This window comes from Allocatelliglobosispora scoriae (assembly GCF_014204945.1).
Classification (GTDB): domain Bacteria; phylum Actinomycetota; class Actinomycetes; order Mycobacteriales; family Micromonosporaceae; genus Allocatelliglobosispora; species Allocatelliglobosispora scoriae.
This window is the reverse complement of the sequence record NZ_JACHMN010000002.1, coordinates 4,335,588-4,355,020: the sequence shown is the minus strand read 5'-3', so window position 1 is coordinate 4,355,020 and position 19,433 is coordinate 4,335,588. Positions and strand designations below refer to the sequence as shown.

Below are 19,433 nucleotides of genomic sequence, written 5' to 3'. Positions count from 1 at the left end.
GGATCGCGGGAGTGGCTGATGCCGGCATGGCCATCGCGGCGGTTCTCCTTGTCATGCAGGGGAATGGGGTGCATACAGCACACCGGTGGCGCGGTCTTGTCTGAAGACATGAGGCCGAAGGTGCAAGGTGCTTGCACAAGCCGCAAACATCGGTCACGCTCGAACTCCGCCGCTTCGCGCGAGGAGGTGGTCATTGAGCATCGACACCGAGTGGACGGCGATACCCAACGTCGCGAAAGCCGCCCAAGCCGGGAACTACGGCTTTGTTCTGCGGGTGGCCCGCACCGCTGCGGGCATGACCCTGGAAGAGGCCGCCGGGCTGGCCGCCGTGTCACCGTCCACGCTCAGCCGGATGGAAACCAACCCGAGACGCACCTGGGACGTGAAGGAACTTCGCCGACTGGCGGAGCTGTTCGCGATCCCGGCGCACCTGTTCGGGTTGTCGCGATCGACCGCAGACAACGACACCGCTAGCCTTGGCACAGATGTCGATGAAGGTGGTGACGATATGCGCCGACGAGACCTGATCGCCTCGACCGCAGCCGTGGTAACCGGAGCGATCACCCTGACCGGCATGCCAGCTCCGGCCGCCGCGCACGGCCTCGTCGACACCGTCGAAGACGTCCTGTTCGGCAACCTCACCGCAGCGCCGATCCCCGGCAACCAGCTTGCGGCCCAGCTCGCCGCAGCCAGAGCCGATTTCCGGGCCACCCGCTACACCCAGCTCGCCCGTCGCCTGCCACGCCTGCTCGCCCGGGCCACGGCGGGCCGTGACGCCGCAAGCATCACCGAGGCGCCGGTGGCCGCCGCCCGCCTCGCCCAGGCGTACGCGATCGCCACCCAGCTGCTGATCAAGCTCCACGACAACGGCATGGCCTGGTCGACCGCCGACCGCGCCGTCCAAGCCGCCCGCAACGCCGACGACCCGATCATCCTCGCCGAAGCACAACGACTCGCCGCGACCGTCATGCGCCGTACCCACCACCGCGACGGCGCCCAGCGGCTCACGCTCGACACTGCCCGCCGACTCCACGCCGACACCGGCCTGCCCGATGCCGCCAGCAGTGCCCTGTACGGGCAGATCCTCGCGGCCTCGGCCTACACCGCAGCCATGCGCGACGATCGGGACACCGCCTGGACGCTCATGGTCGAAGCCGAGGCCGCCGCCCGTCAAGTGGGTGCCTCAAGCGGCGAACGCTTCAACATGATCGAGGTCGCCGTCTACAAGATCAGCGTGGCCAGGATGCTCGGCGACTACGGGACCGCCGTCGAGTACGCCCGCCTCGTGGATCCCACTAAGATCGCCTCGCCCGAGCGACGCGCCCGCTATTGGGAAGACACCGCCCTGGCACTCAACGGTCGGGGGAAGCACCAAGCCGCATACCAGAGCCTTCTCAACGCAGAGCGAGACACTCCACAGGAAATTCGTTACCGTCCCTGGGCTCAGGAACTCGCTCGCGAGCTCCTGACTCTCGAAGGCCGGACAGGCATGGCAGGCATACGCAGCTTCGCGAATTTGATCGGCGCCGTCTGATCAAGACGGCGATGCACCCTCAACTGGCGCTGAGATCCCTTGACAAACATCATATCGAGGGACATTACTTGCCCCGTATCGATTGAGGGCGCATACCCAGGTGAATGGGTATGCGCCCTCAATCGGCGGTTAACTAGTAGCGGGGACAGGATTTGAACCTATGACCTCTGGGTTATGAGCCCAGCGAGCTACCGAGCTGCTCCACCCCGCGTCGTATCTACAGTCTAGATCAGATGAGGTGAGATGTCGAAACGGTTAACCGAGGCCCTTCACCGGGCCGTCCAACCACCGTCGATCAACACCGTCTCCCCCGTGATCAACGATGCCGCCGGCGAGGCCAGGAACACGACCACCCCGGCCACCTCGATCGGCTCGCCGATGCGGTGCAGCGCGGCGATCCGCTCCACCACATCGTCGTGGAACGCCTGGTCGGCGAGCACCTCGGCGGTTCCCGGCGTCCTGACGAAGGTCGGCGCCACGGCGTTGACGTTGATCCCGTGGCGGCCCCACTCCACGGCGAGGCACTTGGTCAGATGGGCGATCGCCGCCTTGGTCATGCAGTAGACGGCTTCGCCGGGCAGGGCGATGGCACCGGCCTGCGAACCCAGGTTCACTATGCGCCCGTACCCCTGGCTGATCATGATTTTGCCCGCGGCCTGGCTGGCGAAGAACGTGCCCTTGAGGTTGACCGCGAGCGTCTGGTCGAAGTCGGCCTCCGTGACGGCCTCGGCGCGGCCGCCCAGCGCGATGCCCGCGTTGTTGACCAGGATGTCGAGGCGGCCGAACTCGTCGACGACCGCCTGCATCGCCGGGGCGATCTGCTCCGTGCGGGCGACATCGAGCTGCAGCGGCAGCGCCCGGCGGCCGCGGGCGGCTATCTCGGCGGCGACTCCCCCGTCGGCGTCGATGTCGCGCAGGCCGAGCGCGACGTGGGCGCCCGCCTCGGCGAGCGCCAGGGCGATCGAGCGGCCCAGCCCTCGGGCGGCGCCGGTGACGAGTGCCACCTGGTCGCGGACGTCGAACCTGGGCAGCGCGGCCTCGAAGGTCATGGCGGCAGCCTACTCAGACCGAGGGTCCGCAGCGTGCACTACGGACCCTCGGGTTTCCCAGACTTCATCTGTCGGACCGGGGCCGATGATGTAGTCATCGAGCCGAAGCCGTCACGCTGGTCGGGCTGCGGCGCATGGGGACTGTGTGACGGCGAGCATTCGACTCCCCGTGCCCGCACAGAGTAAGCGGCGGATCCGGTCCCGTGGGGGCCGGATCCCACGGCGGGAGCCGGCCTGGACCGGCTCCCGCCATCTCTCATCAGCCGACTTCGAACTCGACCTCGGCCAGGTGGTCGGCGCTGCCCTCGCCGGTGCCGTCCGACAGGGCGAGCAGCCCGCCGACCACGTTGCGCGGCGTGTAGAAGGCGTGTGCCCGCCGCATCGTGATCGTCACGGTCACCGTGGCGCTGGCGCCGGGCGCGAGCGGCGCGTGGAGGTCGCTTCCGCCGGCCCACCCGTTGGGCGTCACCGTCCCGGAGCTCTCCTCGATACGCAGGTAGCCGCTCGCGCAGCCCGAGCAGGGTCCGTCGGCGTCCACGTCGACCACCAGGTTGAAGCTCGCGGACGGCTGCGACCCGTTGTTCTTGACGGTGAAGGTCACCTTGCCCGTCCAGACGCCGTCGGCCTCGGCGCCGAAGGTCACCGGCGAAGCAGTGACGATCATGTGGGAGGGCCCCTGCGGTACGGGGAAGGAGGTCGGTCCCGCAACCTGGGCGAACCGCCGTCCGTTCCAGCGGAACAGCCGCTCCTGCTGGGTCTTGCCGTTGGCGACGATGACCGCGATGCGGTCCGGTGCGCTCTGCGTCACGTCGAGGATCTGCGGTACCGCCTTCGACGTGGCGATGATCTGCCCCGCGCCGACGATGCTCCCGGACGCGTCCCGCTTGACGACGATCACCTGGCCGATCAGGCCCTTCGCGCTCACGCAGCGGACCAGCGCGATCTTCACATGCGGATCGGACTGCGCCATGACCCCGTCGACGAGGCCGACCAGCCACGGGCGGCCCTCGGCCGACTGCGGTGCGGCCCTCAGCGTGACCGCACGGGTCGGGCACGGCCACTGGGGCAGCTCGATCGCCACCCCGAGGAGCTGCGCCGACGTGATCGGTTCGGCCGGATCGGTCTGGCTCGCCGACACCGTCGGGCTCGGTGAGGCGGCGGCCGTCGGCGAGGTGCTCGCAGTCGGGTGGCCGGGCGAGCCGACCGATCCCGCGTCGGCGGTCACGGCGGGTGGCGCCTGGCTGCCGTTGGCGAGCTGCAGATAGGTCACCATGGGCGCGGCGACCACCAACGCGGCCAACGCGCTGAGCGTCGTGGCGCGTACCCTCCGGCGATGCGCGAGCACGCCGCGGGCCTGCGCCACGCCCGGCGCGTGAACCGTGGCCCGCGCCTCCTGCGTGAACTCGTCGAAGGCGTCGTCGATGAGGTTGCTGTTCTCGGTCATCTAGCTGTCCTTCCTGAGGGCCGCGGCGAGCGCGGCCTGTCCCTGATCGAGCCGGTTCTGCGCGGTCCCCTGCGGGATCCGCTCCTGCTCGGCTATCTCGGCAACGCTGAGCCGGGCCAGGTGGTGCAGCACCACGGCTCGGCGGTGATTCGGCGGCAGGGTCGCGAGCGCCTCGGCGAGGGCGAGCCGCCGCGCCCCGACCTCGATCAGCTCCTGGCGGCGCCCGCGCGTGACCGCGCCGGCCCTCCCCGGCTTCGTCGCCAGGCTCCAGGCCGTCCGGCGCACCCAGGCGACCGGCTCGTCGTCGGTGCTGATCCGCTTCCACCTGCCGAGCGCGCGGCAGAAGGCCTCCTGAGTAAGATCCTGAGCCAAACCAAGATCCCCCAGGTACGCGTAGAGCTGCAACGCCAGTGGTTGGAAGCCGGCGGCGTAGAAGTCGTCGAAGTCCCCGACGGATCTCCTCACCACCCGCATGACCGCGATCTCCGCAGTCGCTGAACGTGACACCAGATCTCCCTTCCGGCACCGGTTCGATCTCCCGGATTGCTGCCTACACGCGCTTCGCGAAGCTCCGGTTGCAACGTTCCCGGCACACCCGGCGGAGCTCGGTCGCGGCGCTCCCGCACGCCCCGCGGACTCGATAAGGTCGATCGATGCTGTCGGTCGTCCAGTTCACGAGCCGCCCGGGAATCCTCGACCTCGGCTGGGGACACCCGTCCGCCGACGCGCTCCCCGGCGAGGCCTGGGCGGCGGCGGTCGCGCAGACGATGGCGGAGCACGGCCCGCAGGCCCTCGCCTACGGATTCGCGCCCGGACCGGCACCGCTGCGGGAGTGGCTCGCCGACCACCTCGCCACCACGGACACCCTGCCGGTCGACCCCGAGCAGATCTTCGTCACCGCGGGCGCATCGCACGCCCTGGACCTGGTCACGTCGTTGCTGACCGGGCCCGGCGACGTGGTGCTCACCGGCTCGCCGACCTATCACCTCGCCCCGCCGATCCTCACGCGTCAGGGCGCTGAGGTCCTGCCTCTGCCCGGCGACGACGACGGCATCGACCCGGCGGCCGCGCGGCGGACCATCGACTCCATGCGCCGAGCCGGTCGCCGGATCGCGCTGCTCTATCTCGTGCCGGTCTTCGCCAACCCGACCGGGCGGTCCCTGCCCGCCGACCGCCGCGCCGCCCTGATCGGGCTGGCCCGCCGCGGCGGCTTCCCGATCGTCGAGGACGACACCTATCGGGAGCTGTGGTTCGGCGACCCGGCACCGCCGTCGCTGTGGAGCGAGAGTGCCGGGTCGGGTGTCATCCGGATCGGCTCCTTCGCCAAGACCGTCGCACCGGGTCTGCGCCTGGGATTCGTCACCGCCGATCGCGACCTCGTCGACCGGCTGGCCGGGCTCGGTTTCATCGTCAGCGGCGGCGGGATCAACCACTTCGCCGCGATGACGCTGGCCGTCTTCGGCACCTCCGGCCGGTACGCCGACCACGTGGCCCGGCTGCGCCACCACTACGCCGACCGGCGCGACACGTTGACCACGGCACTGCGCCGGGCCCGGCCCGAGCTGCTCGTGCCGGACCCGGCCGGGGGCTGGTTCGTCTGGCTGCCCCTCCCGACCGGGGTCACGGCGACGCGGTTGATCGCGGTGGCGGAGCGGCACGGCGTCTCGTTCGTGCCCGGCACGCAGTTCCATCCCGGCTCGCCCGGCGCGGGTTCCGGGGCCGGTGACGACCGGATTCGGCTGGCGTTCTCGATGCTCACGGACCGGGAGCTGGTCGAGGCGGCGGGGCGGCTCGCTGCGGCGCTGGAGCGGGCCTGACCGCGACGGTCAGATGAGCGCGTCGACCTCGGCGAGCGCTGCCCTGACCAGGCCGAGCGCCTCCTCCGCGCAGCCCCACGAGACCGTCACCCCGGAGCCGCCGTGCCCGTAGTTGTGCACCAGCGGATGCCCGTCGACCTCGTCGCGCTCGACCCGGGCGGTCTTGCGCTTGGGCCGCACGCCGTGCCGGATCGCGACCACCCTCTGTCCACGCAGCCGGGGTTCGACCTCGAAGCAGCGAGCCATGATCGCGGCGGCCGCGTCGTCGCCGATCTCGACATCCCCGGGCAGGGCGCAACCACCGAGGACCACGACGTCCCGGTGCGGCAGGATGTAGAGCAGATCGCCCTCGTCGGCGTCGTCCTGGAAGAAGTGCTCGATCCTCGGCTCCGGCTGGTCGACGACGACGAGCAGCCCCTGCACGGCCCGCAGGCTGTCGTCGGGAACGAGGGTCCGGGCGCCGATGCCGGTGCAGTTGACGGTCACCCGGCCCGAGCCGCTGACATCGCCCAGCGCTTCGACACGGTGGGACTTCTCGATCGTCCCACCGGCCCGGCGCAGGCGTCGTTCCAGATAGCCGAGGTAGACGGGCATGTCGATGAGGGGGATCTCGTACCACCAGCCGCTGCGGAAGCCGGTCGGCACCTCGTGCGGCTCGCAGAGGCGATAGCGGGGCAGCCGGAGCACCCAATCAGGAGGGTCTTCCTCCTGGCGTACGGCGTCGATGCCGAGCACCATGCTCACGCCGTGATCGGCGTCGGCGGCGAGGGCCTGCAGGACCTCCCGGGTCCGCTCGCCCCAGCCGATCACACGTTGATCATCTCCTAACATGTAAGGACTCCAACTGGCCCCAGCCGCTGCTGAGGTCGTCGCGGTGAGCTGGCGATCCGACAGTAGGCGAACCGACAGCCCCGCTTCCGCAAGACATACCCCGGTGGTCAACCCGGACACGCCCGCGCCGATGACTATTACGTCGGTTTTCGCAGGTGTCACCATACGATTACATTAACGTGGATCGAAGCCTTAGGGAGTAGACCGAACGCGGGCAAGCAGCGGATGGCATGTCCGACCATCGATCGCCCGACCGGGTATGTCACCTGGTGTGATCGTCGCGTTGCACGCCAGCGTCATCATGGAGTTCAATGGAACGCCGACCAGCGACGGGACGTGGGGAGGGCAGGTTGATCGAGCGACAGCACCTCGTGACGATCGGGGAAGTCCACACCGGTCTCCTGCAGAACTCGATCGCCGTGTCGGCCCGGTCCGCGAGCGAGTTGCTGAGCCTCGTCATGGGACAGCGGGTCCGCAGATCCGATCGGCCGATCGCGCATGCCGTCTCCCCCGAGACGATCAGCGGCGTCGACTGCCCCATTCTCGGCACCGGGCGACGTGTCCGGGGCATCGGCACGGTCACCGCACGAGCCGTCCTCACCGGCGGCCACATCGTGCAGGGATCGGCCCACGCCCGGGTCGTCCGCGGCGAGGGCACTCACCGGCAGCCGTGGTCCTACTACCTCACCAACCCCGGGCAGATCGAGACGATCAGCGGCCGGGGCGACGGCGACCTCCTCGCCGATGGCTTCCTCGGCCCCGCGCACCGCGACGGCATCGACCTCGCCTCGATCGCCGCCCGGACGATGGACGCCGTCCAGGATCGGCCGGAGCTCGACCGCCGCGCCTCCTTCCGGACATCGCGGACCCGCCTGCGCTGGGCGTTCAGCGCCGGTGACCGGTCGACGATGACGTTCACCGTGGAGAACGAGGTCTCCCGCACGCTGCGGCTGCCCTCGATCACGGCGGAGACGGCGGACCTCGCCGACTTCTGCGAGGACCTCGCGCTGCACGACTGGCTGCTCACCACCCTGCTGTCGCTGATCGAGCGCACCCGGCTCGGTTCCGCGTCGCGAGCGGAGGCGATCGAGCGGCTCCGGCCCGCGATCGACCACCTGCTGCACCTGTGGATGCCCGCCGCCCGCACCGAGCACGGGCTCGCCGAGCTGTGGCGAGGCCTCGAACGGCGTCCCGGCTTCACCCGTCAGTGGCAGGTCAACGTCGACCGCATCCGGGATCAACTCGCCCTCGCCGGGATGGAACGGCAAGGGCGATAACCCTTTCACCGCAACCGATGGGGGATCGCATGGCCGACAACGGATTCACGCCCAGCACATTCAAGTCCCAGATCATCACCAAGGTCGGTGTCAGTGCACTCTTCGGCCTGGTCGCGTTCGGTCTCTCCGCGGCGCTCGACGCCAAGACGTCGGAGAGCGTCCTGCTGGGCATCGGCGCGTCGGTCTTCGTCAGCGGCGTGGCGTTCCTGACGCAGTTCCTCATCGAGGTGGACCAGCGGGTCGGCGAAGCGCGCACGGGGCTGCGCGGGCTGGAGACGAGCTTCACCAACCACATCGACGCGACGCAGAAGCTGATCCGGGACGAGTTCGCCAAGATCAGCGAAGCGACCCAGCTCTTCGGACTGGTCGAGGCGTCGGCGCTGAAGACGGACGCGATGACCCAGCTGGTGAAGAACGCGACCACCGTCGAATACTCCACCCCGTCGCTCATCTTCGACTTCGCCCAGGCCGAGGTCGCCCGGCTCTCGGGCTACCTCAAGGATCTCGGCCAGGGCGGTGACGTGACCTATGAGGGCGAGGACCGCGACTGGCTGCTGGGCCTGACCAAGGTCGCGACGCAGACGATCGACGCGACCAGCCTCACCACGGTCGACGCGGGCGGCCGGGGATTCGTCGACGGCGGCCTCTGGACCAGCGATCTCGGCCAGCTCTACCTGGAGGCGCAGCGCGAGGCGATCCGGCGCGGGGTCGAGATCCGGCGGGTCTTCATCATGGATCGGCCGGTCCAGATGGATCTGGAGTTCACCAACATCCTCGACGAGCACGTCGCCATCGGCGTACAGGTGCGGACGCTGATGCCCAACGACATCATGGCCACCCGCCGGGCCACCCTCTTCGACTTCATCGTCTTCGACGGCGTGCTCAGCTATCAGGCGACCACCGCGTCCCGCGTCGCCGAGCAGGGGCGGCCGATCATCGTGACGAGCACGCTCGTCTCCAACCCGACGCGGGTCACCGAGCGCATCGATCGCTTCCACGACCTGTGGGCCAACGGGAAGCCGTACCCGCCGATCGGTTAATCGAAGGCGTACCGGATGCGTCCGACGATCTCCGGCGACAGCGTGAGCTTCTCCCCGAGCGCGCGCTCCGCGACCATCGCGGCGAGCGCGCGCTCCGTGCTGACCTGGCTCAGGATGGTCCGGACCGCGTGCTCCACGGGCAAAAAGCGAGAAGCCAGAACCGAAAAGGTGGTGTACGCCGCGAAAGCCGCCGCCTCGGGCCGAAGCCGGGTGACGGGCGCCAGCGCGCTCCACTGATCGGGGAAGGCGCCGCCGTCCCAGGGCTGGGCGGTCGCGACCGGCACGCCGTTGTCCCGGATCAGCCCGAGCCGCAGGAGCTGCCAGACGGAGGCGAGGAAGGCACAGGCGTAGAGCCGCCCGGCCGGGGTGTCGCGCCACAGCTCGACATCGAGGAAGACCGAGTGGTTGACCGCGCCGTTCTCCCTCGGTGGCTGCCAGGTCCGGGCGGCGCTCATCGCCTCCTCGACCACCGTCTGCGGCGAGCGGCTGCCGTTGCAGAGCCATCCGGTCTGCTGGACCGGCGGGCGCGAACCGTTGGTGCCCGGTGGCGGATCGGCGACGAGCCGCGCGGCGACGAGCTCCGCGACCGGCACCCGGTCGGCCACCGCGCACGCCGACTCCCGTGCCACGTAGTCGAGCTGCAGTCCCGCCTCACCCGCTGCGGCCATGAGCTGCGGGATCACCTCGCGAGGCGAGGAGAACACGGTGAAGTAGTCGTCGATGAGGAAGCAGGTGCTGATCCTGGCCTTGCCGGTGACCTCGGCCGCACATCGCCGCTTGGCGGCCTGCACCCACGGGGCGACCGCGGCGAACATCTCCCGCAGCCGGTCCGGGCCCGCCCGGAAGTCGTCCATGTAGAGGTGGCCCAGCTCGATGGAGAGGTGCGCGAGGACGACGCCCTCGACGCGGTCCTGTGCCGTGGCCTCGCGGTAGCTGGGGTTCACAGGCCGATCCACGCCGCATCATCCTCCAGTCGCTTGGCGAGGCTGACGAACGCCTCCACGGTGGCCTGGTTGGCGATCTGACGGGTGACGGTGTCGGCGTCGGTGATGAGCTGCTCCCGCCACTGCAGCACCGGGTCGAGCGGGATGATCCCGACCGTGTTCATCCGGCCGATCTGCACGCTCGCCGCGAGGCGCTGCAGGTCCCGGTTGCAGACCTCCAGCCAGGCGACCTGCTCGGGCCGCAGCCCGGCGAGCGTCTCCGAGTCGGGGTCGACCACGGCGGTCCGGACGAACCTGATCGAGTCGATGAGCTTCTGGCGATCGTGGCCCATCGCCACGCCCTGGTCGACGAGGCCCCGATCGCCGAAGACCAGGCCGTGCGCGGCGATGATGTGCTGCCGGGTCCAGCGGTGATAGACGAGCCAGCGGGCGTCCACGCCCCGCATCTCCGGCCGCGCCGTCGCCGCGATCACGACATCGGTGGCGTAGGAGCGACCCGCGCTGAGATCGACGATGCAGAGGTCGAACTCCTCGTCCACCCGCAGCAGCAGCTGCACGCAGCGCCGGATCACCTCGTCATTGGAGGAGAACTCGGCTCCGCCGATGTCGCCCGGCAGCAGGACGAGCTGGCCGGCCCCGTCGGGTCGGCCGCGCAGGCTGCTCCGGTCGGAGGTGGACCAGACGTCCAGTCGCAGCGGCTGGCCCGCGACGCCCCGCAGATAGGAGTGGAGCCCGCCGTTGCGCGTCCCGCGCATCACCTCGTCGATGTTGAAGATGGTGCCGGCGGTCGGCGAGCCGAAGTCGAAGTCGAGATAGACCACGTTGCCGCCGAGCAGTGAGCGGCGATAGGCGAGGTTGCTGCTGGTGACCGAGCGGCCGGTGCCGCCCTTGTCCGAGGTGGCGAAGACCAGCATGGCTACGACGCCCCCAGAACGTCCTGCCGCGCGGCCTGGAAGCCGTCGAGGTCCCGCAGCACCGACAGGAGCAGCGCGACCGCACTGCCGGGCCGGTCGGCGGTGATCTCCCGCGCCCGGCGCAACTGCTGGCGGACCGTCTCCAGCTTGACCCTCATCGCCGGCCCGCGCTCGGTCGCACCGATGAGGAGCTCCTGGTCGAAGAGGTGTTCGGCCTCGGCGAGCAGGTCCTGCGTGAACTCGATGAGCTTCTCGCTGCGCAGCGGGTGTGATCCGGCCATGCCGGCCGCGTTGACCAGGGCCTCGACCACGCGGACGGTGTGGTGCCAGGACGGCTGCTCGAAGACCGCCAGGCCCCGGTCGTAGACACTGGCCGGCTGGTCCCAGAGGCCGGGGCCGTGCATCTCGTCGATCATGCGCCGCTGGGCGACATGGCTCCAGACCTGGTCGGCGAGGTGGAGGAGCTGCGCGCGCAGCTCCACCCGGTTGATCAGGCTCGCGACGCGAATGACGCGCTTGAGCAGGAGCTGCGCGAAGTCGACGGCGACCCAGCTCAGCGCCGGACCCAGCGTGTCCGTGCCGTCGAGATCGATCCGGACGCCCGTGGTGTGCAGGGCGAGCGCAGGGTCGTTGGCGGTGGGCCGCCGGGTGATCCGTGCCCGGTTGGCGAGTTCCTTGAGCACCTCGCCGAGGCGGCTCAGGTCACCGTCGTTGGGACTGCCGGTGAGATCGCGCGCCGCGATCGAGGTGACCAGGAGGCTGAAGTAGTCGGACTCGACGCCGTCGACCGTGCGCCACGGGATGTCCTCCAGCGGCCAGCGACCGGCGCCGAGGGAGGCGATGGTGCTCCAGTATTTCTGGGTCAGCTCCCAGCGCAGGCGGAGCGCCGCCGAGAGCCGCACCTGCTCCTCGTCGAGCAGGCCCTGCAGGCGGGTGCGCTCGGTGAAGAGGTCGGAGATGCCGTCGAGCGCCACGACGGTGAAGTAGAGGTAGGGCGCGTCGAGCGCGACACCTTCGCGTTGCTTGCCCGATGCGGTCACCCAGGGGATCTCTTCCTTGCCCTGCGTGACGCCCCAGGACCAGCCGCACTCGAAGAACCGGTCGGGCCGCTCGATCTCGTCCATGTCGCGCAGGCCGGCGGTGAGGTCGCGCAGCCCGGCAGCGGTCTCCTTCAGGGCTTCGCGCAGGTCGGCGACGATCTTGCGACGCGGCTCCAGGCCCTGGTTGACGGTCCGCAGCAGCGCGTCCGCGTAGTCGCCCTCGATGGGGAAGACGTAGACGCTGAAGCTGCGCAGCAGGCCGACCATCGCCGCCGAGAGGCGCAGGTTGGCGAGCCCCTCGAGCTTGTCCAGCTGCGCTCGCACTTCAGGGCGGCTGACCTGGGGGTTGAGCTCCTTGACGAAGCCGAGCGTGGCGAGCATCAGCGTGATCGACGCGGCGTAGGACTCGACCACGTCGAGGTCGCGCTGCTCCTGAACCGGGTGCTCGCCACTGTTGATCGGGGTGAAGAGGCTGCCGCCGGAGAAGATCGGCGAACCGTCCTCATCGGAGTAGCGGGTCAGGTAGTCGGTGAGAACGGTGATCATCACCTGCGGGATCTCGATCGCCCCGCCGAGCGGCTTGAGGGCCACCAGCACGTCGTCCTCGGTCTGGTTCGGCGACCCGATGCGGAACCGCTCGATCTCCGTGGCCGGGAACATGAGGCATAGCAACTGCTCGGCGTCCGAGATCGAATTAGGACCTTCGCGTCCGCCCCATTGCCACTGGCGCTTGCCGTCGACCAGCGGATAGGCGGCCTCGGCGGTCGCCCGCCAGATCTCGAGGAGTTGCTGTCGCGGCTGGATTCTCATGGTGCGCTGGCCACCGTCCCGTCACCGGTCAACCGGCCGCCACGCGGCCGGTTGCCAGCATCATGCCGCTGTAGCCGTCACGCAGGGGAGCGCCGGTATCGATCAGATCGATGTGCACAGTGTAGGCGACCGCTTCCAGACATTCCTTTATCTGATCATGGTCAAGGGCGACCGCCGGGAACCACTCGTCGCCGACCTGGTAGCCCTGTGAATTGACCATGAAAGCGGCGGCGAATGGAGCGCCGGGTCGCAGCGCGCCGATGAAGCGGTGCACGGCCGCGCGGAACTCCTCGTGCTCGGTCGAGAGCGAGCAGGCGACGAAGAACATCGTGCCCACATCCCACTGCCGAGCGGGGAGATCGAAGATGCTGCCCTCGCTGACCACCGCGACCTGCGGCAGGCGGTCGCGCGGATCGCAGTCGCGATAGGGTCGCTGCACGGCGAGGACCCGCCAGAACGCGTCCCAACTCGACCGGTAGCCATCCGCGATCTGCGATTTGAGCCACTGCACATTCGACGATGAGTATTCGCGCAGATCAATGCGCTCGCAGAACGGGAGCATCGTGAAGGCGGGGTAGAGATTGGCACCCGGTCCCACGTCGAGTCCACGACTGCCCTGGGGAATGCCTGCGGCGCCGAAGAAGTCTCTTACCTTCTCGATGATCTGATGATCGTCATCGCGCAGGGTGCCGTAATTGTGATCGCAATACAGCTCGGAGTTGAACGAACTCCATGCGTAATCAGAGTTGCGGGTTATTGCTGACAGAGCTTCAGCAGACGAATTGCCCACTCATTCCAACCTCTCACAGCATGCCGCAAACGTTCAGTGAGGGTCGCCGGTCAGCACTCACCGGCTCGACTGTTCACCGTACATCTACCAGGCCATAGACGTTACATGGAACCACCCGAACGGGCCACTTCATCAGCATTCAAGAACAAACCACGACGGCATTGCCGACACCGGATTCGGTGACCACAAAAGGCATGCCGCGTCGAATGCCGATCATCAAAAAACCCGGCCCCATCGGGGCCGGGTTCTGACGTGCTATTTGTAGCGGGGACAGGATTTGAACCTGCGACCTCTGGGTTATGAGCCCAGCGAGCTACCGAGCTGCTCCACCCCGCGTCGGCTTCTATAGGTTAGCCCACCCCGGAACCGAACCGCAAATCGGATAGGTGACCTGGTCGACGAAGCGCGGAAGCTGCCCGATCGTGCCGCTCCGGGCGAACCCGGAGCGGCACGATCCGCGCCTAGGGTGCTGCCGACGGCGACGGCGAGACCGAGACGCCGGCCTTCTTCGAAGCGGCCTCGAACTCCTTGATCGCCGTGTCCAGGGCGGCCAGCGCCTTGCCGTACGCCTCGAAGTCGCCGCTCTGCTGAGCCGCCCGCAGATCCACGATCGCCTTCTGCACCTTCGCCGCTGCCGCCGCCAGCTCCCCACCGGGAGCCGTCGGGGTCGTCGGTGTGGTGGGGGTCGTCGGCGTGGTCGGTGTCGTGGGGGTGACGGGCCCGTTGGTGCCGACCAGCTTGGCGATCGCGGCGGGCAGCGTTTCGGCGTACCCGACTCGTTCTCCGTAGTTGACGATCACCCGTTTGAGCTGCGGATAGGTGTTGGCCCCGGTGCTGCGCAGGTAGATCGGCTCGACGTAGAGCATGCCGTCGCCGAACGGCAGCGACAGCAGGTTGCCGCGGATCGCCGTGTCGCCCCAGATCTTGAGGTCGCTGCGGACGTCGGGTTCGTTCTCCATCTTCTGCTGGGCGAGGCCCGGACCCGCGATCTGGGTATCCCTGGGCAGCTCGAAGATCGAGAGCTGCGGTCGGCCCTGTGCGTCGTAGCGGCCGGAGAGCAGCGCGGCGAGATTCTCCTTGTTGTTCGGCGTCAGCGCCGCGACGAGCTGGAACTCCGGGTCCGTCTGGCCCGGCATCGCCGTGACGAGGTAGTAGGGCGGCTGGCTCTTGCCGTTGTGGGTCGGCGCCGGGTCGTTGGGGACCTTCCACCGGTCCGGTCCGACGGCGAAGTCGGCCGCGTTGGTCATGTGGTAGCGGGTCAGCAGGTCGCGCTGCACCTTGAAGAGGTCCTCGGGGTAGCGGAAGTGCTCCGCGAGCGCCTTGGGGATCTGAGCGCGCGGCAGGATCAGGTCGCCGCCGAAGGCGCTGTTCCACGCCTTGAGCACCGGGTCGTTGTCGTCGAACTCGTAGAGCTTCACGGTGCCGTCGTAGGCGTCGACGGTGGCCTTCACCGAGTTGCGCATGTAGGTCACGACCTGACGCGGCTGCGCCACGTTGCCGGCACCCGTGTGCGAGTCGCTGGTCGCCTCGCGCAGGTCGATCTGGTGGGCGTAGGGGTAGTGCGTGGCGGTCGTGTAGGCGTCCACGATCCAGACGATCCGGCCGTCCACGATCGTCGGGTAGGGGTCGCCGTCGATCGTCAGGAAGGGCGCCACCTTCGCGACGCGCTCGCGGGGCTGGCGGACGTACATGATGCGGGAATCGTTGCTGACCGCGTCGGAGAGCAGGAACCGCGTCTCCTGGTGCTCCAGCGAGTAGAGCACCCGCCGCAGGGTCGAGTCGAGCTTCACACCGCCCTTGCCGTCGTACGCCGTGTACTGCGCCTCGGCACCGCTGGTGGGGCGGTCGTACTCCACGTCGGGCTGACCGGCTGCACGGCCGACCACGGCGTACTCCGTGGCGCCCTCGCCGTAGTAGACGCGGGGCTGCGCCACGGGGAGCTGGTCGGTGGTGCTGGCGCCGCTGAGCGAGCCGGAGACGAAGCACGGCTTGCCGTCGCAGATCGTGTCGGCGGGTGCCGCCACGAGGCCGTAGCCGTGGGTGTAGACGGTGTGCAGGTTCTGCCAGTTCTTCTGCGAATCGGCGAGCTTGGAGTAGTCGAGCGCCCGCAGGCCGACGACGTAGTCCCTGGTCTCGCCGTTGATCGTGTAGCGGTCGATGTCGAGGGAGGCACCGAAGCTGTACCAGGAGCGCACCTGCTCCAGCTGGTTGAAGGACTCGCCGACCACGGCCGGGTCGAGCAGCCGGATCTTGTTGACGATCTTCTTGTCGGTGTTGAGGGAGGCCGGCGGAACCGTGTTCGCCGCCTGGTAGTTCACCGACCCCACCCCGGACAGCCCGTACGCCTGGCGGGTCGCCTCGATGGCGCGCTGCGCGTAGGGCACCTCGAGGGTCTGCGTCTGCTCGACCTTGAACGACTGCACCGACCACGGGTAGACGCCGCCGATGACGATCGCCGAGATCGCGAGCAGGCCGAGCGAGACACCGGGCCAGGTCAGGTTGCGCATCACCGCGTTGGAGAAGATCACGATCGCGAGGGCGACGACGACGGCGAGGTAGGTCAGGATGTCCTTCGCCGGGATCAGCGCCTCCACGTCGGAGTAGCCCGCGCCGTAGAAGTCATAGGTGCTGACGTGCCCGAGGAGCAGCGCCTTCTTGTCGAACGAGTAGGCGACGGCCTTCAGCGCGACGAAGAGCCCGATCAGGATCGTGATGTGCGCCCGGGCGGCCGTGGTGATCCGGTCGCCGCTGCCGGAGATCCGCACCCCGCCGTAGAGGAAGTGCACCGCGATGCTGCCGAGCAGCGCGATGGTGATCGTGGCGAAGCCGATGCCGAGCAGGAACTGCCAGAACGGCAGCTCGAAGACGTAGAAGCCGATGTCGAGGTTGAACTGGGGGTCCTTGATCCCGAACGGCTGCTCGTTCATGAAGAGCAGCCAGGACTTCCACTCCCCCTGGGCCGACAGGCCGAAGAAGAAGCCGATCAGCAGGCCCACGGTGACGAAGACCTTGCCCACCCGGTTGGCGAGCAGGAGCCGGTACCGGAAGAGCGACGAATCGCCCGGCGACCCGTCCAGCTCCCCCGGGACGAGGAGCGGCCGGAACCGGTAGGCGAGGAAGAGGTTGGCCGTCAGCAGGGTGCCGATGACCAGCCAGGCGACGACGAAGAGGCTCAGCCGGGTGAGGAGCTGGGTCTTCATCACGCTGGTGAAGCCGAGCTCGTCGTACCACAACCAGTCGGTCCAGACCCCGACAATGGCGCTGACCAGGAGCATCAGGGCGAGGAGTCCGATGAGGACGCGTAATGCGAGGCGTCCTCGGCGGTTGATGACGACAGAATCCGGCGAGACCATGCCGCAAGACTAGGGTGCGGTGACCATCAGCAACCACACCTGACGCCCCAGACGTTCGGTCAGCACTTCGGCAGGGGCTTGCCCTCACGGATCGCGGTGAGGGCGTCGAGGCCCTCGTCCAGGGTGCCGACCTTGACGAGGGTCAGCCCGTCGACCGCGTTCGCCTTCGCCTCATCGCAGTTGGCGGCGGGGGTCAGGAAGTACGCCGCATCGGCGTCCTTCGCTCCGACGAGCTTCTGTGCGATGCCGCCGATCGGGCCCACGGTGCCGTTGTCGTCGATGGTGCCCGTACCCGCGATGATTTTTCCGCCGGTGAGGTCGGCGGGCGTGAGCTTGTCGATGATGCCGAGGGCGAACATCAGCCCGGCGCTCGGACCGCCGACGTCGTCGAGGTGGATCTTCAGCTCGAAGGGGTGCGGCTGCTTGTTCTCGGCGCTGACGCCGACCCGCGGTGTGCCGTCCTCGCCGGCCTTCGTGGTGATCTCCACGATCTCGGCCTTGCCGTCCCGCTCGCGGCCGATCTTGAGGGTGGCGCCGACCGGCTTGGCCCGGATCAGCTCGACCAGCTTCTCCGTCGAGTCGACCGGGGTCCCGTCGACCGTGGTGACGATGTCGCCGACGGCGAGCTTGCCGACGGCCGCACCGTCCGCGGCGACCTCCTTGACCGTCGCCCGGATCGGGTAGCCCAGCTCCTTGAGCGCGACCGTCTCGGCGCTCGACTGCGAGGCGGCGAAGTCCTGCTTGTTGGTCTCCTCGACCTGCTCCTGCGTCTGGCCGGGCGGGTAGATCAGCTCACGCGGCACGACGGCCTGCTCACCCGACCACCAGGCCTTGATCACCGAGAAGATGTCGGTCTCGCTCTGGACCCCGACGGTGACCATGCGGAGCTGGCCCGCGCTGGTCGAGGTGTCCTTGCCGGTGACCTCGATCACCGGGGCGCCCTTGTCGTCCTTGCCGAGGGTGTCGTAGGTCGGGCCGGCCCCCAGCACGACGTAGGGGACGTCCGCCTGTGTGACCTGCCACATCAACAGCCCCGCCAGGATGGCACCCAGGAGGACGGTGAGCCCACGACTCTTCATGGTCAGCAAGCATATGCGGCCGGTGCCGAGTCCCGGTCGACCGCCCTTTTGCCGTGGTTCGCGACAAGATCGGGGAGAGCCCTGAGTCACTTCGACTCAACTTCGCGTACCGTGGAGTGGTGCCTGAGACCCCATTTGGCTTCGCGCTTCCCGGCGGGCAGCCGCCCGACCCCAACGACCCGCAGCAGATGCAGCAGTTTCTCGCCGGGTTGCAGCAGATGCTCGCCTCCAGCCAGGCCGGCGGAGGGCCCGTCAACTGGGACCTCGCCCGGCAGATAGCCACCACCCAGCTGAACACGACCGGCGACCCGGCCGTCTCGAGCGCGGATCGAGCGGAGGTGGCCGAGGCGCTGCGCCTCGCCGACCTCTGGCTGGACCCCGTGACGGCCTGGCCGACCGGCATCACCGGCACGGCCGCGTGGAACCGGAACGAGTGGATCTTCAACACGCTCGACGTCTGGCGCAAACTCTGCGACCCGGTCGCCGCGCGGATGGTCGCGGCGATGGGCGACCTCGTGCCCGACCAGTCGGAGGCGCCGCCCGGGATGGCCCCGCTCGGCATGATGCGCGGGATGCTCTCCATGCTCGGCGGAGCGCTCTTCGGCGGTCAGCTCGGCCAGGCCCTCGGCACGCTCGGCGCCGAGGTCCTCTCGGCCGGCGACATCGGGCTGCCGCTCGGCCCGCCCGGGATGGCCGCCCTTGTCCCCGCGAACGTCAAGGCCTACGGCGAGGGTCTCGAACTCGACCCCGTCGAGGTGCGCCTCTACGTCGCCCTGCGGGAAGCCGCCCACCAGCGGCTCTTCATGCACGTGCCGTGGCTGCGACACCACCTGCTCTCGGCGGTCGAGGCGTACGCCGCAGGGATCAAGATCGACCGTGAGGCGATCGAGGAGGCGATGGGCCGGGTCGACCCGAGCGATCCCGAGTCGATGCGGGCGCTGCAGATGGACGGCGTCTTCACCCCCGACGACTCCCCCGCCCAGCAGGCCGCCCTGCGCCGCCTGGAGACCGCGCTCGCGCTGGTCGAGGGGTGGGTCTGCCACGTGGTCGACGCCGCCGCCGAGGGCCGCCTGAGCAACGTCTCCCGCCTCGGCGAGGCCTTCCGGCGCCGCCGTGCCGCCGGTGGACCCGCCGAGCAGACCTTCGCCACGCTGGTGGGGCTGGAGATGCGGCCGCGCCGACTGCGGGAGGCGACCACCCTGTGGGCGGCGCTGCTCGCGGAGCGGGACGTCGCGGGACGGGACGCCCTCTGGGGCCACCCCGACCTGCTGCCGACCGACGACGACTTCGCCGATCCGGCCGGTTTCGCATCGGCCCAGCTCACGATCGCCGACATGGACGCCCTGCTGCGCCCGTCGGACGTGTCCGAGCCGGATGCACCCGAACCGGACGGCCCCGATCCGGATGCCCCCGGATCCGAACCGGGCGAGCAGAAGGCTCCCTGATCGTCGCAACTCTTCAAGAGTTGGTGTCACGAGCGTCCGTCGACGAGCAGTCGGCGGACGCTCTCC

At 69.0% G+C, this 19,433-nt stretch carries 15 protein-coding genes and 2 tRNA genes; 5 read left to right on the top strand and 12 right to left on the bottom strand.

The window, feature by feature from the left end; translation table 11 throughout:
* Positions 1–193 precede the first annotated feature (193 nt).
* Positions 194–1,534, top strand: coding sequence for a helix-turn-helix domain-containing protein (locus F4553_RS25390; RefSeq protein WP_184839964.1), 1,341 nt, complete (start codon positions 194–196; stop codon positions 1,532–1,534).
* 137 nt (positions 1,535–1,671) lie between these two features.
* Here the strand turns inward: F4553_RS25390 and F4553_RS25385 are convergent.
* The 4 genes from F4553_RS25385 to F4553_RS25370 all read right to left on the bottom strand — a co-directional run bounded on the left by F4553_RS25385 (position 1,672) and on the right by F4553_RS25370 (position 4,534).
* Positions 1,672–1,745 (bottom strand) — tRNA-Met (locus F4553_RS25385).
* Positions 1,746–1,803: 58 nt separating this feature from the next.
* Complete coding sequence (locus F4553_RS25380; RefSeq protein WP_184839962.1) at positions 1,804–2,583, bottom strand: SDR family NAD(P)-dependent oxidoreductase; 780 nt, start codon at positions 2,581–2,583, stop codon at positions 1,804–1,806.
* 259 nt (positions 2,584–2,842) lie between these two features.
* Positions 2,843–4,027 (bottom strand): hypothetical protein, encoded by a 1,185-nt coding sequence (locus F4553_RS25375; protein ID WP_184839960.1) that lies wholly within the window; start codon positions 4,025–4,027, stop codon positions 2,843–2,845.
* The gene (locus tag F4553_RS25370) at positions 4,028–4,534 is read right to left on the bottom strand and encodes a sigma-70 family RNA polymerase sigma factor (protein WP_312875357.1); all 507 of its coding nucleotides are present in this window, start codon (positions 4,532–4,534) and stop codon (positions 4,028–4,030) included.
* 146 nt (positions 4,535–4,680) lie between these two features.
* Between F4553_RS25370 and F4553_RS25365 the strand changes: the two genes are divergently transcribed.
* Complete coding sequence (locus F4553_RS25365; RefSeq protein WP_184839958.1) at positions 4,681–5,844, top strand: aminotransferase-like domain-containing protein; 1,164 nt, start codon at positions 4,681–4,683, stop codon at positions 5,842–5,844.
* A 9-nt stretch (positions 5,845–5,853) separates the two neighbouring features.
* On the opposite strand, the gene F4553_RS25360 is transcribed toward F4553_RS25365, so the two are convergent.
* Positions 5,854–6,840: an FAD-dependent oxidoreductase gene (locus tag F4553_RS25360; protein ID WP_184839956.1), complete on the bottom strand. Its 987-nt coding sequence runs from the start codon at positions 6,838–6,840 to the stop codon at positions 5,854–5,856.
* A 185-nt stretch (positions 6,841–7,025) separates the two neighbouring features.
* Between F4553_RS25360 and F4553_RS25355 the strand changes: the two genes are divergently transcribed.
* Both F4553_RS25355 and F4553_RS25350 read left to right on the top strand, forming a co-directional pair.
* Positions 7,026–7,952 (top strand): SCO2521 family protein, encoded by a 927-nt coding sequence (locus F4553_RS25355; protein ID WP_184839954.1) that lies wholly within the window; start codon positions 7,026–7,028, stop codon positions 7,950–7,952.
* 29 nt (positions 7,953–7,981) lie between these two features.
* Positions 7,982–8,992, top strand: coding sequence for a DUF6879 family protein (locus tag F4553_RS25350; protein WP_184839952.1), 1,011 nt, complete (start codon positions 7,982–7,984; stop codon positions 8,990–8,992).
* Here the strand turns inward: F4553_RS25350 and F4553_RS25345 are convergent.
* From F4553_RS25345 to F4553_RS25315, 7 genes are all read right to left on the bottom strand, one after another.
* The gene (locus tag F4553_RS25345; RefSeq protein ID WP_221470014.1) at positions 8,989–9,948 is read right to left on the bottom strand and encodes an SCO2522 family protein; all 960 of its coding nucleotides are present in this window, start codon (positions 9,946–9,948) and stop codon (positions 8,989–8,991) included. The two genes, F4553_RS25350 and F4553_RS25345, sit on opposite strands and share 4 nt — an antisense overlap.
* Positions 9,933–10,850 (bottom strand): SCO2523 family variant P-loop protein, encoded by a 918-nt coding sequence (locus tag F4553_RS25340; RefSeq protein WP_184839950.1) that lies wholly within the window; start codon positions 10,848–10,850, stop codon positions 9,933–9,935. The genes F4553_RS25345 and F4553_RS25340 overlap by 16 nt, the downstream gene beginning before the upstream one ends.
* Before the next feature lie 2 nt (positions 10,851–10,852).
* Positions 10,853–12,700 carry an SCO2524 family protein gene (locus F4553_RS25335; protein ID WP_184839948.1) on the bottom strand — a complete coding sequence of 616 codons (1,848 nt, stop codon included), beginning with the start codon at positions 12,698–12,700 and terminating at the stop codon, positions 10,853–10,855.
* Positions 12,701–12,728: 28 nt separating this feature from the next.
* Positions 12,729–13,490, bottom strand: a complete 762-nt coding sequence (locus F4553_RS25330; protein WP_221470013.1) for an SCO2525 family SAM-dependent methyltransferase — start codon at positions 13,488–13,490, stop codon at positions 12,729–12,731.
* A 262-nt stretch (positions 13,491–13,752) separates the two neighbouring features.
* A tRNA-Met gene (locus tag F4553_RS25325) sits at positions 13,753–13,826 on the bottom strand.
* Between the two features lie 125 nt (positions 13,827–13,951).
* Entirely contained in the window at positions 13,952–16,843 is a 2,892-nt protein-coding gene (locus F4553_RS25320) for a UPF0182 family membrane protein (RefSeq protein ID WP_221470012.1), read from the bottom strand.
* 59 nt (positions 16,844–16,902) lie between these two features.
* A complete protein-coding gene (locus tag F4553_RS25315) occupies positions 16,903–17,922 on the bottom strand; it encodes a YlbL family protein (protein ID WP_184839946.1) in 1,020 nt (339 codons plus the stop codon).
* Between the two features lie 188 nt (positions 17,923–18,110).
* Between F4553_RS25315 and F4553_RS25310 the strand changes: the two genes are divergently transcribed.
* Positions 18,111–19,367 carry a zinc-dependent metalloprotease gene (locus F4553_RS25310; RefSeq protein WP_184841220.1) on the top strand — a complete coding sequence of 419 codons (1,257 nt, stop codon included), beginning with the start codon at positions 18,111–18,113 and terminating at the stop codon, positions 19,365–19,367.
* The last annotated feature ends 66 nt before the right edge of the window (positions 19,368–19,433 follow it).